A 20,284-nucleotide genomic window follows, 5' to 3' on the forward strand; every position below is an offset into this window, starting at 1 on the left:
AATAGGAAACATAAAATTTTTCTTCCTGATATTTGGCGCTGAAAAAATCGATTGTAAAGGGGAACTTAAAAGCTTCAACTAAACTTTTCACGGTAGTAATCTACTTTGAAATCCTGCAGCGGAGTGGGAGCATCGGCATACTTGTGTTGATTGTCCTTCCATATTTTAGTTTGCGCCCAGGCGCGATTGGCTGCTCCTGAAGGCGAGTAAAGGATGGTTAATTTCACAGGTCTTCCAACAATTTCCGGTTCAAGCACCAATTCCCTGTTGCGACGGATTTCAGGAGTGATTTTTCGCCTGAGTATATCGACATAAAACAGTTTGAACGCATTGTTCTTTTGAAAACCACTGGTGAAAAAGATTTCACGGATATGGGATTGGCGAATTTGCTCCAATAATTTGCGGTTCAGACGAGTAGGAATCAAATCCTCGTCCGAAGCTGAGCCATTTGTCCTGATACATTCCCGAATGGTATCACTCACGGCAATCCGGTGTTTCCTTAAAAAGTAAAGGATGGAATCGAGCGTTAGTTCCGGTTGGAAGTCTTCCGGAAAGGCCTGCTGCAAAATTTTCCATAAACTAAGCCGGTTTCCATAAAAGAACGGCAACTTGAATTGCGAAGCATCGTGAGGGTGGATGGTGCCCACAATCAATTTCTCAGCTTTTGGAGAAACCGGGTATTTATCAAGGTACAAATGTCGTGTTATTCTTTCCATTGCGGGCGTTTATTTGCTTGGAACAAAGAGAGAAAATTAACTAAAATCCGTCAAACAGGGGCATACTGTATCAAAGACATTTATTGCCGGCATCCCTTCGGAATTAATAGAATTATGCTTAATATTGGAAAAACCTCCAACAGGCAATTTTTCATATTATTTGCTAACTGGTAATTGAAGGGCCTGGCTATGTGACTAATAAATCTAAAATAACAAACCGATGAAACTATTTATGTTTTTGATTTCCATTATGGCACTTTTTTCCTGTTCAACACCTCCGGCTAATATAACTGATATTGGCGTATTTGATGAAGCCACCGACATTGGTCAGGTAAAAATAAAAGGGAGCACGGTTTATCATCCGGAAACGCAAGCCTATACCTTAACCGGAAGTGGTACCAATATTTGGGGAACCAGCGATGAATTTCAGTTTGCCCGCAAAAAACTGGGCGGTGATTTCATTTTGACCTGCATGGCTCATTTCGAAGGTGATGGTGTTGATCCCCATCGCAAAATGGGATTAATGTTTCGTAGCGATCTGACTGGCGGTTCGGTATATGCCGATGCGGCCATTCACGGCGACGGGCTAGCCTCTTTGCAATATCGCCCGGAAGAAGGCGCTGAAACACTAGAAGTAAAATCGGAACTGTCGGCTCCGGATGTGATTCAGTTGGAGCGCCAGGGAGATACCATCATTATGCGGGCGGCCAAATTTGGCGATCCATTAACAGAAACCGTCCGGATTACTTTGCAATTGCCCGATACGGTATATGCCGGTTTATTTATCGGTTCACACAATCCGGATGTATCGGAAACTGCTGTTTTTGAAAATTTCCGTATTGACGTTCCGGCACCGGAAGGCGTAGACGGTTATCAAAACCCGTCGCCAAGCAGGTTGGAACTATTGGACGTAGAGACTGGTCGCCGGAAAGTGATTTATGCGACCAATACACATATCGAAGCGCCTAACTGGTCACGCAATGGAAAATTCCTTTTGTACAATTCCGGGGGGAAGATTATCAAATTCCCGTTGGATACCATCAATCCGCAGGTTTTGAATACCGGCGTAGCGCAAAACAATAATAACGACCACGGTATTTCGTTCGACGGAACCATGCTGGCTGTTTCCAGTCATACCGATTTAGGCGATGGGAAGTCGGGCTCCATTATTTACACCATCCGTATCGAAGGAGGGGCCGCTTTCCGGGTAACCGATAATGCACCCTCATACTGGCATGGATGGTCGCCCGATGGAAAGACGTTGGTGTATTGTGCCGAACGGAATGGCAATTACGATGTTTACGGTATTCCTTCAACCGGAGGAAAAGAGTTTCGGTTAACAACAGCCGAAGGTTTGGACGACGGCCCGGAGTATTCTCCGGATGGAAAATATATATACTTCAATTCTGTCCGTTCGGGCCTGATGAAGATTTGGCGCATGAAACCGGATGGAAGCGACCAGGAGCAGGTAAGTTTTGGCCCATATAACGATTGGTTTGCACACATTTCGCCGGATGGCAAACGAATGGTATATGTTTCCTATCCACCTACCGTTGCTCCGGGTGATCATCCACACAATAAGCGGGTCATGATCCAGGTGCAGGACACCGATAGCAAGGAATCGAAAGTGATTGCTTACCTTTATGGCGGACAAGGTACGATGAATGTTCCTTCGTGGAGCCCTGACGGAAAACAGGTGGCTTTCGTTTCATTTACTTACGGTGATCCGGAAGAATAACCTTAAAAATATTGTTAAATAAAGTACCCTGTCTGTGAATTAACCCGGACAGGGTATTTTTTGTATGAAGCCATGAAACAGCAACGTTTTTTTTTACTCCTTTTTCTTGGATTATTATCGATTCTCAGTCCCTTGAGTAGTGCCGCTCAATCATCTGATGAAGTTAATGCGTTACTTGATGTAGGTGCACATCATTTCCTGCCGGGACAAGTTATCAAGGTCGATGTACAATTGAATAATCACACATCCCAACTGATAAAGAACCGGACGAGATTGCAGGTCGTGAACCAGGGCGGTATGGAAAGTTGGAGTACGTTACTCAGGATACCACTGAAAGCCAATCAGCCTTTCCGTATTCCGATGATGGTAAAAGCTCCTGAAGCAGAAGGAAAATATGTTTTGCGGGCATGTGCAGATGAAAACGGGGCTAAATTAAGCGATGACATTCCGTTTGATGTTTTTCAACCCGAAAAATCGAAGAAATCATCGAAAATCATGGTTTATGTTCCCGATTATGAGCCAGCGTTAAAAAAGTTTGTCGAGGAGTGGAAGATCAATGCGCCAACATTTAGCTGGGGACAATGTATGCTATGTTCTTACCGGACCTGGCAGCGCCTTCAAAACGGAGATGCCGATGTCAGTGCAGAAGTAGAACGGGCCCTGCGTAGAAACATGTCGGTTATTTTCCTTGATTTTGGACCGGCAACCATGCCCGATATCGATCAGACTGAAATTGACCTTCCCTTCCGAATTTCCGCTTATTTTTCCGGTAAGGCAAATCCGGAAACTGCATTTTCGATAGTATCAAAAAATCAGGAACTGAATTATCATTTACAAAATATGGAGAGCGGGAACTGGAATGGTTTTGATGCAGTTACCGTACCTCCTGTCCGGATGAATGTGAAGGTAAAAGGCGGCTCAAAAAAGAACATCGTTCAAACCGGGAAAAATCCATACCGGTTTCCGGTTGTCTCAATTTCTATTGGGAGAGGGCGTGGTAAGGTTGTTCTTTCGCAACTACTTACCGACGGACGGTTACTCAAGCCAGACGGGAAAGTACAGTCAAACAAAGATGGTTTGCAATATGATCCGTTAACGGTTCAACTGGTGCTAAATCTCATTTCCATGTCGGTCGACAATAGTCTGCTTCAGGGGGCCAACAATTAAGCCACTCTTTTAATACATCGAATCATTCTTCCCGTAAAGGAAATAGATAAACGTGCCTATCGGGAAAAGAAAGAGAATGACAATGGCCCAGAATACACGGGTGTTGTAACGGGGAAGTTCGGGAAATTAAATCACGAATGGCTGAAATGGTTAGAGTCGGGAAAAACAGAAGGAGTAATATGGTAACTGTCAAGCATGCAAACCAATAATGTTTTCTTTTCAGTGAAAGGTACTAAAACTTGTTCCAGTGGATGATTTCGGAAGCTTCTTTCCGCTTTTTGTGAGGAATGACCTGTTCATCCGGATATCCTACCGGGATTAAAGCAATGGGCTCTAAATGGCTGGGCAGTTTAAAAAACTCAGCACAGATACGTGGAAATTGCATATCCAGTCGTTTTTGGGCGTGATGAGAACAAATATACAAAGAAAACTTTCCGCCAACTATTCCGGTCCATGTTGTACCAGGTTGTCGGCATCTGCCAGCAATTTCATCCGGCGGTGTACCCGGAAGACCATATAGAAAATAAAGGGAATGAAAAGAGCCAGAAGAACCTGATTACCCGACATCAGAATGAAGTCGTATATTCCGTGAAAGATAAAAGGAATCAGGAAAGCATACCCCAGAAAAATTCCCCGGGCTTCAGGGTAAAATTTGGCCATACTGAGATGAAATCCCATTAATACGCCAAACATGGCATGCGCCGGAACCGCGGTAAGCGCCCGGGTTAGTCCGACCGAAAGGCCATTGGCACTGGTGAATACGTACAACATGTTTTCGACCAGGGCAAATCCCATGGAGACGAATACGGCATAGACAATTCCGTCGAAACGCTGATTAAATTCCCTGCTGTGCCAAACCAATAAAAAAGATGCGAGAAACTTGAAACCTTCTTCCGTAGCTCCGGCTACGACAAATGCCTGGTAAAATGTGTTCCAGTAGCCGGTAAATAGTGGGCCGAACATCATCAGAATACCTTCAATCAATGTAACAGGCAATACACTGATAACACCAAACAAAAGTCCTTTTGCCAACAAATAGAAAGGCTCTTTTTCATATTTATCGCGCGAATAAATATAAAACAGGATGATAATTACCGGGGCAATTGTCAGGAGCATCAGATGCATGATGGTGGTTAAGTTTTGTATTAAGCACCGGAAAATACGGATAAATGAAAAAAGGATGACACCATTGCCATCCTTTTCTTTTTATAATGATTCAGATTTTATTGAAATTCCACGTTGCAATAATTGATACCCAAAGCGTCGTAGCGTTTCACCTCATCCTGCATGCGATTCATGAAATCGTCGTAATTACGGGCACCTTTAGGCGACCAAACTACCTCGGCCAACGCGGCAATACGCGGGAAGACCATGTATTCTACACGTTCCGGGGTTTTCATGTACTCAGTCCAAACATTTCCCTGGGCGCCCAAAATATATTTTCCTTCTTCTGCAGACAATTCCTTAGGAACCGGTTCGTACCCATAAACCTCCTTGAGCGGAGTAAAACCGCCAATAGCCAGAGGTTGTGTTTTGGGATCGGCCTGGTAGTGGTCGAAATAGCAGTAATTGCCCGGTGTCATCACAGCATCATGATGTGCCTGTGCTGCAGCAATACCGCCTTCTTCACCCCTCCACGACATTACGGTTGCATTAGGAGCCAATCCACCTTCGAGGATTTCGTCCCAGCCAATCATTTTCTTGCCGTGTTCGTTCAGGAATTTTTCGATGCGCTGCACGAAATAGCTTTGCAGCTCATGCTCGTTTTTCAAACCTTCCTTTTTCATGCGGGCCTGGCAGTAGGGACATTTTTTCCACTGTGTTTTCGGGCACTCATCGCCGCCGATGTGGAAATATTCGCCCGGGAAAAGCGGCATTACCTCTGAGATAACATCTTCAAGGAATTTGAATGTGTTTTCCTTTCCGGCACAATATACATCGTCGAAAATGCCCCAGGTAGTTGCGACTTCATAAGGGCCTCCGGTACATCCCAGTTCGGGGTACGATGCGAGTGCTGCTAAAGCATGTCCGGGAAGCTCTATTTCAGGAACGACGGTTACATAGCGGGCTTTGGCGTATGCTACCACATCCTTGATTTCGTCCTGCGTATAAAATCCACCGTAAGGTTTTCCATCGTATTCATTCGATTCGTGGGCATGCCCGATGAGCGTTTCCTTCCGTTTCGAACCAATTTCGGTCAGTTTTGGATATTTCTTGATTTCAATACGCCATCCCTGGTCTTCCGTGAGGTGCCAGTGGAACACATTCATTTTGTTCATGGCAATGTAATCGATGTACTTTTTCACGAAATCAACCGGCATAAAATGACGGCCCACATCGAGATGCATACCTCGCCAGCTAAATCGTGGCGAATCTTCGATTTCGACAGCAGGAAATACTGCTTCCGATAGCTGTTGACGAGAAGGGGGCAACAACTGAATTAAGGTCTGAACGCCGTAAAACAGGCCATTCGGCGCTGAAGCCTTTAAAACAATTTGCTTCGGGGTTACCGAAAGGTTGTAAGCTTCTTTTCCCAGGCTTAGACTTTTGTCAATGCCGATAAAGATCGCTCTCTTTTGGGGCGAGTCGGCTACATCGACGGAAGCATTTAATCTATAAAAATCGGAAAGATGAGCAGTTAGAAAACCGGCGATTTGTTTCAGTTCCTGGTTATCTTCGTTTACCAGAACTGGTGTTTTTTCATTCAGGGCAAACACACCATCCGCGTTTGTAATTTTGGCCGGCCCCGGAACAATTTTCACTTCAGGCCGCGTGTATTGTTTGGTTGAACATCCAACCAATGCAGCAAGAATAACCAGCATAAAGAATCCTTTTTTAAGTTTCATTTGTCTGTTGTTTAGTGTCCAGTTAAATAATGTGGGATATCATTCGGAAGTTAATACGCGGCAGGTATGTCGGGAGAATGCAAATGAGGCATTTCATCGTAGTCGGGTTTTGTGTTAGTTGCGAGTTAAAACTACAAAGAAGATTTTTTATGTCATAATATGTGTGACCGGTTTCTCAAAAAATTTTAAAAGCAATATTAAGCCGATTTTAAAAAATAGGAATTTGTCCGATTTTTATGTTGAGATGTTTGCATTTTTAAAATCATGTCCATATGTTTGCTGACACATCATACATACTCTTGGGCAAAGAAGATGTTTGATATTATGAAGAAGAGTGGAGAGATTAGGCTCTGTGAAGCTCTGGCAACCGGGAAAAGTCTATGGTGCCAAAACCTAATCATAATAAACAGCAAAACAATGAAAAAAGAACAAATCATTACACCCAAATTTACTGCCGAGGTAACCATTTACACCTCGGGATTGATGACTGCTTCTTCTATGATGCTCACTATGAGTATGTCCATGCGATAGCCTTCAGGTATATCCGTGCCTGGAGGCATTTCCGACCGGTCTGTTCCGGACCACCCATCATCTGAAACACATTATTTTTATTACATCTTATTAAGGATAATTATGCCGAAGGTTGTCGTAAAATTCGGCGGCTCAAACCTTAAAAGCAAGAGTGACGTGCGCCGTGTGGTAAACGTTATCAGGAACTATGATAAACCTCTTGTGGTTGTAGTGTCCGCCTTTTATGGAGTTACCAACTACCTGATTGAGTCGTTAGATAAAGCCCGCCAGGATGAAAAAGTGGCCGGTGAAGTAAGCCGTTATCTTTATCAACTAAAGAAAGAGGCGCTGGAAGAGCATCCAATCGCAAGCGAATTACTGGAACGGGTAGAAACCGACATCCGGAACCTGCTTGATGAATTGGAGAATTACCTGCAGGGAATCGCGCTCACCGGTGATGCTTCGGATGCGTTGGGAGACTTAATCCTGGCTTTCGGAGAGCGTTTATCAGCGGTATTTTTGCAAGGCGTACTCGAAGGTTGCGGTTTAGATGCCCAATATGCTTCACCAGAAGAAATTGGATTGGTTACTGATGGAGAATTTGGTAGTGCATCCATTGATTTTCAAAAAGCAACAACTCCGGTGAGAGAAGCCCTTTCGGGGAACCGGATTTATGTAGTTCCTGGATTTTACGGAGTGTCAGATGAAGGAAAAGTGACCTTGCTGGGCCGTGGGGGAAGCGACTATTCGGCAGCTGCACTGGCCCGTTGCATCGGAGCATCTTCGCTGGATATATGGAAAGATGTAGATGGCTTTTTAAGCGCCGACCCGAAGCTGGTTGACGGACCGGTACGCATTGAGCGGTTAGCTTATGCCGAAGCAGCAGAATTGGCCTATTTCGGTGCAAAAATACTGCACCCGCGCACCATTGAACCACTGGTCGACCCACACATTCCCATCCGGGTATTCAACATCTACGGCGACATGGACGTGCAAAAGCCACTATCCATTGTGAACTCCGACCAGACCATTCGCGAAGGGGTGGTGAAGAGTGTCACCTACAGCGATGATTTTGGTGTGTTGAAGCTAAAAGGCCCCGGAGTAGGATTAAAACCGGGTATTCTGGCAAGAGTAACAACGGCTTTGCATCTGGCCGGTATCAACATCAGTTCCGTGATTACATCTCAAATTTCCATCAATATTCTTTTAGCCAAAAAGGACTTGCGAAATGCGTACGCTGTCGTTAGTGCTGAAGGGCTACCCGCTGTCAGTGAGTTGTTGATCATCGAAAAAATCTCAGTTATCGCGGCAGTGGGCGATGGTTTGATTGACAACTACGGAATCGCTGCCCGGATTTTTTCCTCGATGGCGAACGAGGGAATTAACGTGGTGATGAGCTGTTTCGGGGCGTCACCGGTTGTCAGTTATTTTCTGGTTAACCGTGACGATTGTTCCAAAGCGGTGAACGCAGTTCATCAGGAGTTTTTTGAACCAAAGTTTATTCAGGTATAAAAATCATTCCCCTGCCGGGAAAATGACACAGGGCGGAGTTCTGTGCCACATAAAACAATAAAATCAATTATTAATTATAAAAATGAGCATTATGAGTCAGGGAAGTAAACACTTCGAAACATTACAAGTTCATGCCGGGCACGAACCGGATTCGTCTTCTTTATCGAGAGCAGTACCCATTTATCAGACCACATCGTATGTGTTCAACGATTCGGAGCATGCTGCCAATTTGTTTGGATTGCAGGAATTTGGAAATATTTATACCCGGATTAACAATCCTACCACCGATGTATTAGAACAGCGTATGGCTGCACTCGAAGGGGGAGTGGCTGCACTGGCGCTTTCATCGGGGCATGCTGCGCAGTTTGTTACCCTTACCACTTTGATGGAACAGGGCGATAACTTTGTGACCTCGCCATTCCTGTACGGAGGTTCATTCAACCAGTTCAAAGTATCGTTGAAAAAATTGGGTATTGATGCACGTTTCACCAAAGATTTGAAACCAGAAAGTTTCGAGGCGCTGATTGATGAAAACACCAAAGCGCTTTATTTCGAAACCATTGGGAACCCAAGTTTTGCCATCCCGGATTTTGAAGCGATTGCGGCTATTGCTACAAAGCACGACATTCCGGTGATTGTTGATAATACATTTGGTTGTGGCGGTAAATTGTTCCGCCCCTTGGAACATGGCGCCAACATTGTGGTGGAATCAGCCACCAAATGGATTGGAGGCCACGGAACTTCCATTGGCGGAATCATTGTCGATGGCGGTAATTTCAACTGGAACAATGGAAAATTCCCCGGTTTGACAGAACCTTCGGAAGGATATCATGGTCTGCGTTATTGGGAAACGTTTCAGAACATTGCTTTCATCATCAAAGCCCGTGTTGAAGCGCTTCGTGACTTCGGTCCGGCTCTTAGCCCGTTTAATGCATTCCTGTTATTACAGGGATTAGAAACATTGTCACTTCGGGTTGAACGCCATGTGGAGAATACGTCGAAACTGGCCAAGTGGTTGTCACAGCATCCACAGGTTGAATCTGTCAGTTATCCGGGACTGGAAAGCCATCCCGATCACGGCCTGGCAAAAAAATACCTGCCGAACGGCGCCGGCGCCGTACTATCTTTCATTGTAAAAGGTGGAAAAGAAAAAGCGCGCCAGTTCGTGGATAAACTGGAACTGGTTAGTCACCTGGCAAATGTGGGCGATGCAAAAACCTTGATCATTCAGCCCGCTGCTACCACGCACCAACAATTGAGTGACGAAGAGCAGCTGGCAGCTGGTGTATTACCCGCCTCGTTGCGTGTATCAGTCGGTATAGAACACATCGACGATATCATTGCTGATTTTGAACAGGCGTTTCAATCACTTTAATCGATAAATGGCCGAATAGGAATAGTTTGCAGGATTCGTTATTTTCGAATCCTGCAATTTTAACTTTAAAAACAGCGTAAAATGCCTTTAAACTTGCCCGATAAACTGCCTGCCATTAAAATGCTCAAGAAAGAGAACATCTTTGTCATGAGCAAGACAAGGGCTGCGCAACAGGATATCAGGCCACTTCGAATTGCCATTGTCAATTTGATGCCGCTGAAGGTAAATACAGAAACGGATTTAATCCGGTTATTGTCGAATACACCGCTCCAGGTGGAGATTAATTTGTTGCAGTTGGGCAGTCATACCCCGAAACATACACCCGCTGAACATATGCAGGCATTTTACCAGCGATTTGATTCGGTTTCACAGAACAACTATGACGGAATGATCGTAACTGGAGCGCCGGTGGAATTGCTGCCTTTTGAGGAGGTCGATTATTGGGATGAGTTGAAGGCGGTAATGGATTGGTCTGTTCACCATGTGACCTCGACCTTGTTTATCTGCTGGGGAGCTCAGGCAGGACTTTATCATTTTTATGGTGTCCCGAAATATCCATTGGACAAGAAATTGTTTGGCGTTTTTGAGCATTCGGTTACCAACAATAAATTGCCGATATTCAGAGGTTTTGACGACATGTTTTATGTCCCGCATTCACGATATACGGAAACACGCAGGGAGGACGTCGAAAAAGTTTCTGAATTGAAAATTGTTTCCTCATCGGCGGAAGCTGGTGTGTACATGGTAATGGCGCGAAAGGGAAAACAAATTTTTGTTACCGGCCATTCTGAATATGCACGTATTAATCTCGATTTGGAATACAAACGTGATGTAGCCAAAAACCTGCCAATCGAAGTTCCTAAGAATTACTATCCCAATAACGATAGTTCTCAAAAGCCGATAATGCTTTGGCGTGCGCATTCCAATCTTTTGTTTTCCAACTGGCTGAACTATTACGTTTATCAGGAAACGCCTTTTAATCTGGACGATATAAAGTAGTCACCAGCTACTTTTTCTTGGTATCCAGACTTTTGATTTCCGTAGCAAATTTCCCCTGGGAAAGCCTTTTTGTTTAAACCACACCAGGTAAGGTTCGGGTAAATCAAGGGAATTAATCATGTTGAGTTTATAATCAGATGCAGCCGCAGACAAATTCATCAGCTAAGCCTTCCAGCAATTCTTCAACTTTTTGTTTCTCTGCATCGGTATTATGACAATCCAGACACACTGGGAGTATTACCTGTGGGTGAACCAGTAGCAATTTTTCTTCTTCTGGTGCCTGGCACACAAAACAATTTTTTGGATTTTTATTGGGCATAAAATATTTAATTTATTCGAAACGAAATATCATCTGAGGAACCAGATGCCTGTACATTGACTCGTTCCATTACGAATTTGCCGCTTGTTCCCTCATCGTCAATACTTTCTCCCGTTATCTTTCCATCGGTGTTAATTCGACCTCTCCATGAGTCCATTTCATATATAATATCCTGGTTATTAAACAGAATTTCACATGATTTGGATTTTAAAGAAACGATACGGCCTGTAAGGGTGCCATAAATTTCCTGTCTGATAATAAATGTTTCTTCGCCTTCAATCTGTTCCGCAAACTGAAGCGTTCCCGATATTCTGGAACCAATTTGCTCCAAATCAGCATATCCAGTATCGGTGCCATAGCCGAAGCCTTCAGAGAACAGCCATCTTCCTGTTATATCAATCGTATCCGACATACTTTCCTAATTAAATGGTGAAAATAAGCAAATTTTCGATTCGCGCTAAAATCAGGTTTTAGGTGACGGACATACCAATTCGGAAGAATAGTCCGTTAGCGTTAATTGCAGGGCTATTGAAAAAGCAAATAGCACCTTCATTTTGTTGTGTTTTAGAGGGAACGGGATGTTTTCAATGATTGAATTTAACGATATTTTGTAGTAACTTGAAGCTTGATAACCTCCAGATGTGCTATGAAGAAAGAACTCACAAAACATTTTTACCTGGCAGCATTTTTCTTGTTGATCTTAAATCTTCAGGCCAAGTCTCAGACTTTTCCGTCAGGCAACTTTTCAGCAGGCAATAACACTCCACAAATTGTCCACCAGGACAGTACAGTAGATGAGGCTTCTCGTTCTGCACTTTATAAGGTCCCAGATACTTATAGTGCAGAATGGAAAAAACATGTTGATGAAATATTAAACAAGAGACCGTATCCTGATACGATTTATGTCGATGGGGTAAAAGTACTTCTTGCATTAAAGCCTATTCCTTCAGTGCCCTCAAAGCAATTGTCAGCTACACCCGATTCGCCCCTAAATAAGTTGGGCGACTTGAGTTTTCGGCAAAAAGCTTTCCAAAAAATGATGCTCGAAAAGCTGGTTTCGTTGATCAATGAGCAAAAGCAAAAAGAGAGTGAAAACGCCTTAAGTGTGGAGATTGATGGTCTCGTTGTGGATGAAACGCTTTCGAAGGTAGGACGCGATTTTTATGAGGCTTTTTATTCCAAATGGGTGGCACCAGTAGATGCCAAGGATTACACTCTTTTTATCAAAGAAAGCCCACCCCGAATAAATCGAGTAATGGTGTCTATTTATGTGAATGATGATGAAGTGTTTTCGTCATATCTGTCTCCGCGTGAGGAAATCATCAATGCCTACGCGGACTATGCGGTTAGCCAGGTCCAAACCTACTTAAAACGAAGAGAAAATGTTTCTCAGACCCTGGAAGATCCGGATATGATGGGGAACGGAATATATTAATATCTTCCCTGAATTCTGAAAATCAAAGATAAATTAAGTCCCCTTTCATTTTTTGTTAAATAAACTAATTCTACCAATCCGGCATCTCACCGGCAATTACAGACTTATTAGTTCCGGAGATCGTTCCATCAGGGTTATTTTGTAGATACGATAAGTGAATAGTCTTCGGTCCATCTGGAATGCCAAGAGAATACACCAATCCAACTCCGGCGTTCAAAATATGTGGGTTATATACACTCTCGCCGGCACTTTGACTGATTAGGATTTCCTGCCGATTGGTTCCATCTATATTAATCTGATATAATCGGGCGTCCTGTTCCCATCCGTCAGGAGCGTCTACTCCTCCGGCATCATGTGTGTAGTAAACCGTATTGCCATCGAACGAAAAAGTCGGTGAGTCTGTCCTTCCCGGTTCATTTGCAACCAGCAATTGCATATTACTACCATCTTCGTCCATGATATAGATTTCCGAATCATAAATATTGTCACCAGCGGTCTGAACTACAATTTTGTGCCCGTATCTTGACCAATCACAATACCAAAAATCGCGTCCAGCCGGTGCGGTAGCCAATACCTGGCTGTCATAACCATTCTTATTAATTTTAATAAGCTTATTGTTGTGGGGATAGATGATGTACCCGCCATCTGGTGACCAGGCAAAACCGGTACCGTTATTGTTATATCCGGTTACTGACAATTGTGATATTTTGGTGACATTCCGTCCGTCCATGCCCATGGTATAAATTTGATTGGAATTATCGCGGTCGGAAACAAAAGCTACCTTATCTTCGGCCGGTGATTTTCTCGGGTACCAATCCCTGGATGGATAATTTGTCAGCTGATAGTTGATCTGGGTGGTACTATCGTACGAAAAGATTTCGTAATTGTTATTGAATTTGACCATCTCCCGTTTTTAGTTTTCAAAATTTAGTAAAAGGCTTAACTGTCCGTCATTAGGAGATGGATCTGATTGAGGAAGGAAAGCCCTTGGTGTCATATTGGCCAGCAATACTTTTATTATCGTGCTGATTTTGTAATAGATAAAATTGCGTAGTTCGTACATACGTTCTTTGTTTAGTGTTTTTACCCCACTTTCAAGCAACAGCCTTGTGTGCAGGGATGAAAGCGATGAGTATATGATGCTCATGGCTATTGTCAGTATTGCCAGCATGCTTTGTAAGCCTTCGAATGTTTTGATTTGTATGTCTTCCAGGTTGTAACATTCCTTGATATGTCGGTGGTACTCCTCTATTTTCCACCTAAAACCATAGGCTGTAAATGCTTCTTTGATTACTTCAACAATACTGTCTTTTGGAGAACGTGTCAGTAGCCAGCAATATCCGCCATTGGCCCTTTTGGTTACAACAAGCCAAAGATCATGCATCTTGCCCTTGATTTGATACTGGACCTTTATCGCCCCGCATTCATAGACCAACTGGCGCTTCTTGCTTTTCTGTATCCTTGTAGCCGTTAATTTCATGAACAACGGCACTTTCTGGCTTATTTTGTTCACTGCCATTTCTTCGCCTTTGTACATCAGCTTTGTGGTTTTCTTCAGGCGCAGGTTAAAGTTGCCTTCATTGGCAATAATGAAATCCCTGCAAATGGGACGGTCCATTCCCCGGTCGAATATTGTTGTGACATCTTTGTTAATGATTGCCCCTACTTCGCCCATTGCTTCAAGAACCTCCTTGTTTTCACTTTTTGCGCCATGGTCAAAACTGTAAAGCTTATTGTACAGGGGAGTCATTTCCTGGTCTTTGCTAAAGTGGACAACATTCATCAGCCAATACCCAAGGCCAATGGTTCCTTTATCGCCATCTTTCACATAGTCCAGCCCATCCATCATCTTGGCATATTTCTTTTGGATATCAGAGCCATCGAACAGGATGTAGTCCCCATGACAGATTTTGCTTTTTACACTGTTCATATGTCCCCGGAATAACTTCATGAAAAAATCTTTCTTGTTATAATGGTTCCTAAAGCGCTTGGTCGTCTGGCTCAACGAGATCGTATCGCAAATGCCTGTGGCTATCTTATTGACCAATACTGTACCTGTCTTGAGTATCCCGGTGGTCATTTCCCTGATACATCGGGCTTCCGGTTTTGTTAATTGACCCTCAAGCTTAAGAAAATAGCGACTGATCTTGTTCTGTACCTGTTTTGTTAATACTTTTGACATGAGCTGGTTTTTAGAGATTATTTGCTTTTGTTTGCACAATAAAAATAACCTTTTTAAACCAGCTTTCCTCATATATAAACATCTTTAAACCCCTGATATGACTGGATTGTAGGGCTTGATCAATCCATTTTTCGGGAGATGGTCAAATTGTTATTGAATACTTTTGCATATACCAATAGGTTTTTAGGGACTGCCTGCGTTTGAATTCGTTGAAATTGGGTATTCCCTATAGAAGTACCATCTGCTTCCACCTTTAAATACCAAAGGTAAGTTGTATTGTATTTTAGCCCCTGCACCGTATAGGTGGTATCGGCCGTATGGGCAACCCATGTTTTTTTTTCAAGTGTAGCTGTATTAATGGTCACCAGGCTAACATCAATCGGCCTATTTTTATAGGTTGTAGCACTAAAGTGCCAGTCGAATGTTAAATTAACAGGCTGATCGAGTGAACCATCGAGAGGATTTTTTAGGTCAATAACATCATCTGCCGGATTTGACGTACTATCCTTGGGTAAATAAATACTGACACTCCTGGTTTCGTTTTCTGTGATTGACAGTTTTTCTGTGTAATTCAGATATCCATCACGGGAAGCTGTTACTGTAATGTCACCCAATTCCACTTCCGGGATACTAAAATGCCCGACCGAATCAGTGTAAACGGTCTCGGAGGTAGGCGAAGTTGTTATTTTTACGCCATTTATCGGTTTATCATCGTATTCGCTCAAAATAACTCCTTCAAGCGATCCGTACCGGACAACATCATAGGGTTGTTCCTCACAACGCCATAGACTTAATAGCAAAGCAATAACAAGAAGAAGCCTAAATGAGGAGAATTTTTTCATTGTATCTGGAGGGGTTAAATATTAGTAAGTAGTGCAGTACAAGCCATTTGGAAAAATTTTAGTTGCCGCCATTCTTGAGAAGCAGCTTCATATCGCCTTTCATCTTAATGGAAATACCATTTATCCGGTTAAAGTAATTTTCCTGGATGTATAATTGGGCGCCATCTTGTTGTTGAACATTATAATTTTTATTTCCGGATGAATAGTTGGAAAAATTGTTCACGTAATTATTATTATCTCCACTTTGCACAATGGTTGATGTAATGTTACTGCCTTTGATATTAAGGTCAAGGTTATTATGGTTTCCATTCTGTAATGCGTCGGTTCGCAGATTTTTCCCATCCAGCTGTATTTGGGCATTGTTGGAGTTGCCATTCTGATTAATGGACGTAAAATTCAAGTTTGATTGCACAGATTGATCATTAATCAATGCATGATTGTAGCTACCTCTTTGGTTTACCTGAGATTGCAAGGACATGTTCTGCAAAGCGGTTTGTTCATTAATAAACATTTGCTGCAGGCGCAACTGTTGTTGAATCCTGTCATCTTTTTTTGTGCGATTATCTTGGGCCTGAACACTCATTGCAAAGTAAATAAGTCCCATTAATATGAATGATGTGAGTAGATTTTTCATGACTTTGATTTTTACATAAGTTACAAAAAGTCCGGATTAATGTCAATCAGTAATCATTTTCGTTTCTTTAGATCAAGGTATATATTCAGGCCTACTTTGGCACCCAGGAAATAATCGTTGTAATACCCATGGTTAATGCCATCAATCTTGTCATTCAATAAGTAATTGGAATTTAGTTCCATAAATAAGCCTGCATTATTTTTTAATAAAAATTCCATCCCAATTCCACCTTTGATATACGGGTAAAAATTATTGCTGTAAGTAAGTCCTGTCCCTACGGTAAAATAAGGAGAAAAAGAGCGTTGTGGAAATAGATTGATACCATAATTTAACTCACTGTGAACCATCGTTGTCTCAAATAATCGGCCACTTTTTAGTTTGCCAATACCTGCGGTAAGGGAAAGAAACGACCGGTGTTTATTCGGCAAATAAGACAAGCCAAAACTCCCGCCGCCAGTTAAACTTGTTTTTCCCCAATCGCTTTGAAATTGAAAAGCATCGGATGAAAAATTAAGTGCAAACTTATCTCTTCTCTGTTGCAGCTTATTCCCCCAAAAATTTTCTTGCTCATCGTCATCCTTTTCATGAAGATATTGCGTGAAAATTGGTGCTTCAACATCTGCGGGATTTTTCAATTTCCATAAACCATCAAAGACACCATCCATGATTAAATCCAGGACCGCTTTTTCAATGGCTTCTTTTACCGCAATATCGGTGGGTTCATTGTATGTGAAACCTGTTTCTGCTTCCAATAATTTGTTGGTTGCGACATATTTAAAGACACCTGCACTGACTTCCTGCGATATGATTCTTTTGGTTACATTAACTGATTTGAGTATTCTTCCGCTATTGGTTGAAATCGCCCGGAGGTAGATTGAAATGCGGTCTTCCCTGTATTTTGTATCTGCTCCAATACCCAGGTAGCGAGCGCCGAGCCCTCCGGTTAAAATATTGTAATCGTATGAAATAATTCCACCTTCCAGAATGATACCGGCAAACAAAAGAGGAGGCAGGGAAGGTTCTTTTGCCCCGGTATTCTGAGAATAATTCATCCGGCTTGAATTGATAATTTTCCGCTCATTCAGCAGGTTCGCCAGTCCTTCCCGCTCGATAGGTACGAACCATTTCGAATCTTCCAATGCTTTTAATAGGATGGATGTAGCCCCTTGCGTAATAGCAGTAGACCAGGATGAACCATAATCGGTTGCTTTGTATTGGCCCGTTTGATCCCTGAATTTGTACACTGCCGCAACAATAGGCTCTTCAGGTTCAGGAAGTTCTGCAAACCTGGAGGTAACTTTTGTATTCTGTCCAATACGCGCAGGCATGGGGGCCATAGGTTGATTGAAGTACGCATTGCACGAATTCAGGATTAGCGAAAGAGTCAATATGATGGCAAATTCGATTTTTTTCATGGGGGAAGATCGATTATTATGGTCTAAATTTTTTTATTGATTGGGAATCGTGATACTGGATTGTCCCCCGGTTTGGGTATCTAAAATATTAATATCAACCCCTTGAGTGCCTTGTTTTATGTTGATTTGATAATTCCCAACATTGTATTGTCCATTTTGGAGACTAAAGTTGTTAAACTGATCCTGCAGTATTCTATTCGATAGTTCGTTCAGGATTTGATTATTCAAATTGGTCGTAAAATCGGTAAGATTGGATTGTGATTGACTGAACAAATCGGTGGCGGAATTGGAAGAAGAACTTTGTTTTTTTTGTGCATCTGCTGAATTCATCAACCAACTGTAGTTGTATGTGTTGCCACCAAAGGCAGGATTCACGGGCGTATAAACAAAGTCCTGAGCAAAAACCATAGCCGGCGTTAAACAGAGTAATATTAATAGTATTCTTTTCATACTGCTCAATTAATTTACTACAATATATATTAAATAACTGAAATTAGTTGATTTTCGTATAGGTAATTACAGTGTTATTTTTTGAATTGTTCCGCTCAAAATCTGTTTTATGTACTGCGTGATTTAACCAGAATACTTTCGTATTATAAATAAAATCGAGTGAATCAGCATAAGAAAAATCAATGCTGGTATAACCACTGGGTTTTATTCTCCACTCATCAAAAGGCAACGGTGATTGAGTAGAGGTTAGTTGGTAATTATTGTCGGGGAGTTTTAACAGTTTGGTATGAATCACAATTGGGATGGAGAATTCCATTGTTGATAATGTCTTGTAATGAGTAATTTTTTTATCCTGATTTTTATAAAATGTTTTTCCATACAGAGGGAAGAGTATGTTAAGATTACCCAGAAACACTTTTTGAAAAGTCTTCGCAGGAATCAAAAGGTTTTTCAAATTCATTAACGATTCCTTTACAGCATCTTTCGACAAGGGGGTTACATTTCTTGACGGTAACTCAACCAGGAATTCATCGACCATGTTAGTATAAAAATAACGGAGCGAGTCAGCATTAATGATAGATAGTGGAGCCCCCAACCGATTAAAACGAATTTTTATGTTTAGGGTTTTTCCTTTACTCCACTCCTGAAACCAATCGTACATCGGCCCGGGATAATCCTGGAAAACATTGATGGGAAACCCGTCCGCTTCCCAATTGACAACGTAAATTGAATCGTTCACTTCAACTACCTTAAATTTCTCGGTATTTTTGTAATTCCCAACCCAAGCAAAATTTCCTTGCTTTACATCCTTTTCAATTGTGGCTTCGTATTTAACAGAATCATTAACCTTCCAGTCAGGAGCAAACAAAATTGTCGGTCTTTTTTCCCCGGATATGACTTTTTGTGCTGACAATGTTGTCAAATTGAAGAAGGTCAAAAGAAATGATAAATATCCAATTCTAATCACTAACGAGGTTTTCATATGCACAATTTATTTATAAAGAAAGCTGCCTGCCGAAGCAGGCAGCTAAGACCCAAAATCAGTTATGATTTATTACTATAAATAATTCGTTTGAAAATTGGATCGAAAACTACTTTTAACAAATTACTGAAGAACAATTGACCGGTTTTCACTTCCGTTCTGATAAACCCATGAATTATGATTCGATCCAGAGGTCATCTGAACACTTCCATTGTGGTGACCAACTTGTTCCAGTAATACATTATTGTTATTACCAGTAACACCCTGTACACTGATATTCAGATCTCCATTCTGATCTGCGAAGACTTGATTCCCATTACCTTCAACTTCTGCAATAGCTCTGTTGTTAAGTCCGGAACGCTGATTTACACCAACTGCGTTATTATCTCCATTAATATCAACGTATGCAGTTGCCTCGTCACCATCTTGCTTAACGATTGCTTTGTTGTCGTTTCCAGCAATAGAAACTCCAGCTTTACTCCATTCCCCATTAACCTGGTAAATACCAGCGCGGTTTCTATCACCAGAAACAGTAATACCAGCTAACATGTGACTTCCGTCCTGAGAAATGGATGTTATGTTTTCATCACCAGAAATATAAATTCCGGGATAAATTTTAGGAAGATCGAGTGCAAAAGTCATAAATGGGATCATTTCACCACATGCCAGTTCAATAGTAGAACCTTCTGGCCCCATGTACAAACTCTGGTAACGACCAAACTTTTCACCAGTGTTCATAGCAGAGAAACCAGCACATACATCGAAAGATGTAACATGAATGTCCTGACCTGCTACGTTTTTCTGACCTACTTGTTTGATATAAGTTTGGTTGTAGTCACCATTAACTTGAACAGTTGCATCGGTTCCACTACCATAAGCCATGTCCCAACCACCACCAGAAGCCTGGGTTTGATCAACTAGCGCTTTGTTGTAATTACCCACTTGGCTTACAGTTGCGTCACCATAAACATTCTCTTGTGCCCATAGGACACTGCTGATCATTACAGCTACGAAGAGTAGAATTACTTTTTTCATAATTTTCAATTTTAAGATTGGTTTGTAAAAAAAGAGATTTTGGGTTTTAAAGTATCTTTATTAAGATTTAATGCTATTTTAACGTAATGCTATTTATGAACATACATCCTAAAACGCAGTAACATAA

Annotated in this window: 21 protein-coding genes and 1 riboswitch; of the genes, 6 read left to right on the plus strand and 15 right to left on the minus strand. The window is 42.1% G+C overall.

From position 1 onward, the window contains the following. Positions 1–74 precede the first annotated feature (74 nt). Positions 75–716, minus strand: coding sequence for a hypothetical protein (locus GJU82_RS04025; RefSeq protein WP_153630976.1), 642 nt, complete (start codon positions 714–716; stop codon positions 75–77). Positions 717–936: 220 nt separating this feature from the next. Here GJU82_RS04025 and GJU82_RS04030 point away from each other — a divergent pair, with 220 nt between their 5' ends. Together GJU82_RS04030 and GJU82_RS04035 are read left to right on the plus strand one after the other, a co-directional pair. Then, a complete protein-coding gene (locus tag GJU82_RS04030) occupies positions 937–2,454 on the plus strand; it encodes a TolB family protein (protein ID WP_194830961.1) in 1,518 nt (505 codons plus the stop codon). Positions 2,455–2,586: 132 nt separating this feature from the next. Then, positions 2,587–3,621, plus strand: a complete 1,035-nt coding sequence (locus GJU82_RS04035) for a hypothetical protein (RefSeq protein WP_153630977.1) — start codon at positions 2,587–2,589, stop codon at positions 3,619–3,621. A gap of 232 nt (positions 3,622–3,853) precedes the next feature. On the opposite strand, the gene GJU82_RS04045 is transcribed toward GJU82_RS04035, so the two are convergent. The 3 genes from GJU82_RS04045 to GJU82_RS04055 all read right to left on the minus strand — a co-directional run bounded on the left by GJU82_RS04045 (position 3,854) and on the right by GJU82_RS04055 (position 6,467). Next, positions 3,854–4,006 (minus strand): hypothetical protein, encoded by a 153-nt coding sequence (locus GJU82_RS04045; RefSeq protein ID WP_153630978.1) that lies wholly within the window; start codon positions 4,004–4,006, stop codon positions 3,854–3,856. Between the two features lie 56 nt (positions 4,007–4,062). Beyond that, positions 4,063–4,746, minus strand: coding sequence for a PrsW family glutamic-type intramembrane protease (locus GJU82_RS04050; RefSeq protein WP_153630979.1), 684 nt, complete (start codon positions 4,744–4,746; stop codon positions 4,063–4,065). 98 nt (positions 4,747–4,844) lie between these two features. Next, positions 4,845–6,467 (minus strand): beta-N-acetylhexosaminidase, encoded by a 1,623-nt coding sequence (locus GJU82_RS04055; protein WP_153630980.1) that lies wholly within the window; start codon positions 6,465–6,467, stop codon positions 4,845–4,847. A 319-nt stretch (positions 6,468–6,786) separates the two neighbouring features. Further along, a riboswitch (SAM riboswitch) is annotated at positions 6,787–6,873 on the plus strand. Between the two features lie 227 nt (positions 6,874–7,100). On the opposite strand from GJU82_RS04055, the gene GJU82_RS04060 reads away from it, so the two are divergent. The 3 genes from GJU82_RS04060 to metA all read left to right on the plus strand — a co-directional run bounded on the left by GJU82_RS04060 (position 7,101) and on the right by metA (position 10,863). Then, positions 7,101–8,489, plus strand: a complete 1,389-nt coding sequence (locus GJU82_RS04060; protein WP_153630981.1) for an aspartate kinase — start codon at positions 7,101–7,103, stop codon at positions 8,487–8,489. Positions 8,490–8,580: 91 nt separating this feature from the next. Beyond that, positions 8,581–9,864, plus strand: coding sequence for an O-acetylhomoserine aminocarboxypropyltransferase/cysteine synthase family protein (locus tag GJU82_RS04065; protein WP_153630982.1), 1,284 nt, complete (start codon positions 8,581–8,583; stop codon positions 9,862–9,864). A gap of 81 nt (positions 9,865–9,945) precedes the next feature. Then, positions 9,946–10,863: a homoserine O-succinyltransferase gene (metA, locus tag GJU82_RS04070; protein ID WP_153630983.1), complete on the plus strand. Its 918-nt coding sequence runs from the start codon at positions 9,946–9,948 to the stop codon at positions 10,861–10,863. On the opposite strand, the gene GJU82_RS17885 is transcribed toward metA, so the two are convergent. The 3 genes from GJU82_RS17885 to GJU82_RS04085 are packed head-to-tail and all read right to left on the minus strand — an operon-like array spanning position 10,864 to position 11,594. Continuing rightward, the gene (locus GJU82_RS17885; RefSeq protein WP_153630984.1) at positions 10,864–11,022 is read right to left on the minus strand and encodes a putative quorum-sensing-regulated virulence factor; all 159 of its coding nucleotides are present in this window, start codon (positions 11,020–11,022) and stop codon (positions 10,864–10,866) included. Further along, the gene (locus GJU82_RS04080; protein ID WP_153630985.1) at positions 10,997–11,182 is read right to left on the minus strand and encodes a hypothetical protein; all 186 of its coding nucleotides are present in this window, start codon (positions 11,180–11,182) and stop codon (positions 10,997–10,999) included. Before GJU82_RS04080 ends, GJU82_RS17885 begins: the two co-directional genes overlap by 26 nt. 7 nt (positions 11,183–11,189) lie before the next feature. Further along, complete coding sequence (locus tag GJU82_RS04085; protein WP_153630986.1) at positions 11,190–11,594, minus strand: hypothetical protein; 405 nt, start codon at positions 11,592–11,594, stop codon at positions 11,190–11,192. 234 nt (positions 11,595–11,828) lie between these two features. Here GJU82_RS04085 and GJU82_RS04090 point away from each other — a divergent pair, with 234 nt between their 5' ends. Then, positions 11,829–12,617: a CsgE family curli-type amyloid fiber assembly protein gene (locus GJU82_RS04090; RefSeq protein ID WP_153630987.1), complete on the plus strand. Its 789-nt coding sequence runs from the start codon at positions 11,829–11,831 to the stop codon at positions 12,615–12,617. A 70-nt stretch (positions 12,618–12,687) separates the two neighbouring features. On the opposite strand, the gene GJU82_RS04095 is transcribed toward GJU82_RS04090, so the two are convergent. From GJU82_RS04095 to GJU82_RS04130, 8 genes are all read right to left on the minus strand, one after another. Further along, positions 12,688–13,521: a DUF5050 domain-containing protein gene (locus GJU82_RS04095; RefSeq protein WP_153630988.1), complete on the minus strand. Its 834-nt coding sequence runs from the start codon at positions 13,519–13,521 to the stop codon at positions 12,688–12,690. A 9-nt stretch (positions 13,522–13,530) separates the two neighbouring features. Continuing rightward, positions 13,531–14,799: a transposase gene (locus tag GJU82_RS04100; protein WP_194830920.1), complete on the minus strand. Its 1,269-nt coding sequence runs from the start codon at positions 14,797–14,799 to the stop codon at positions 13,531–13,533. A gap of 119 nt (positions 14,800–14,918) precedes the next feature. After that, the gene (locus GJU82_RS04105; RefSeq protein WP_153630989.1) at positions 14,919–15,641 is read right to left on the minus strand and encodes a carboxypeptidase regulatory-like domain-containing protein; all 723 of its coding nucleotides are present in this window, start codon (positions 15,639–15,641) and stop codon (positions 14,919–14,921) included. Positions 15,642–15,699: 58 nt separating this feature from the next. After that, positions 15,700–16,275 carry a hypothetical protein gene (locus tag GJU82_RS04110; protein ID WP_153630990.1) on the minus strand — a complete coding sequence of 192 codons (576 nt, stop codon included), beginning with the start codon at positions 16,273–16,275 and terminating at the stop codon, positions 15,700–15,702. Positions 16,276–16,328: 53 nt separating this feature from the next. Further along, positions 16,329–17,690 (minus strand): CsgG/HfaB family protein, encoded by a 1,362-nt coding sequence (locus GJU82_RS04115; protein ID WP_153630991.1) that lies wholly within the window; start codon positions 17,688–17,690, stop codon positions 16,329–16,331. A 33-nt stretch (positions 17,691–17,723) separates the two neighbouring features. Continuing rightward, positions 17,724–18,140 (minus strand): curli assembly protein CsgF, encoded by a 417-nt coding sequence (locus GJU82_RS04120; RefSeq protein ID WP_153630992.1) that lies wholly within the window; start codon positions 18,138–18,140, stop codon positions 17,724–17,726. 43 nt (positions 18,141–18,183) lie between these two features. Beyond that, positions 18,184–19,122 carry a hypothetical protein gene (locus GJU82_RS04125; protein WP_153630993.1) on the minus strand — a complete coding sequence of 313 codons (939 nt, stop codon included), beginning with the start codon at positions 19,120–19,122 and terminating at the stop codon, positions 18,184–18,186. Between the two features lie 123 nt (positions 19,123–19,245). Continuing rightward, a complete protein-coding gene (locus GJU82_RS04130) occupies positions 19,246–20,157 on the minus strand; it encodes a hypothetical protein (protein ID WP_153630994.1) in 912 nt (303 codons plus the stop codon). Positions 20,158–20,284 lie beyond the last annotated feature (127 nt).

It is taken from the genome of Prolixibacter sp. SD074 (genome assembly GCF_009617895.1).
Classification (GTDB): domain Bacteria; phylum Bacteroidota; class Bacteroidia; order Bacteroidales; family Prolixibacteraceae; genus Prolixibacter.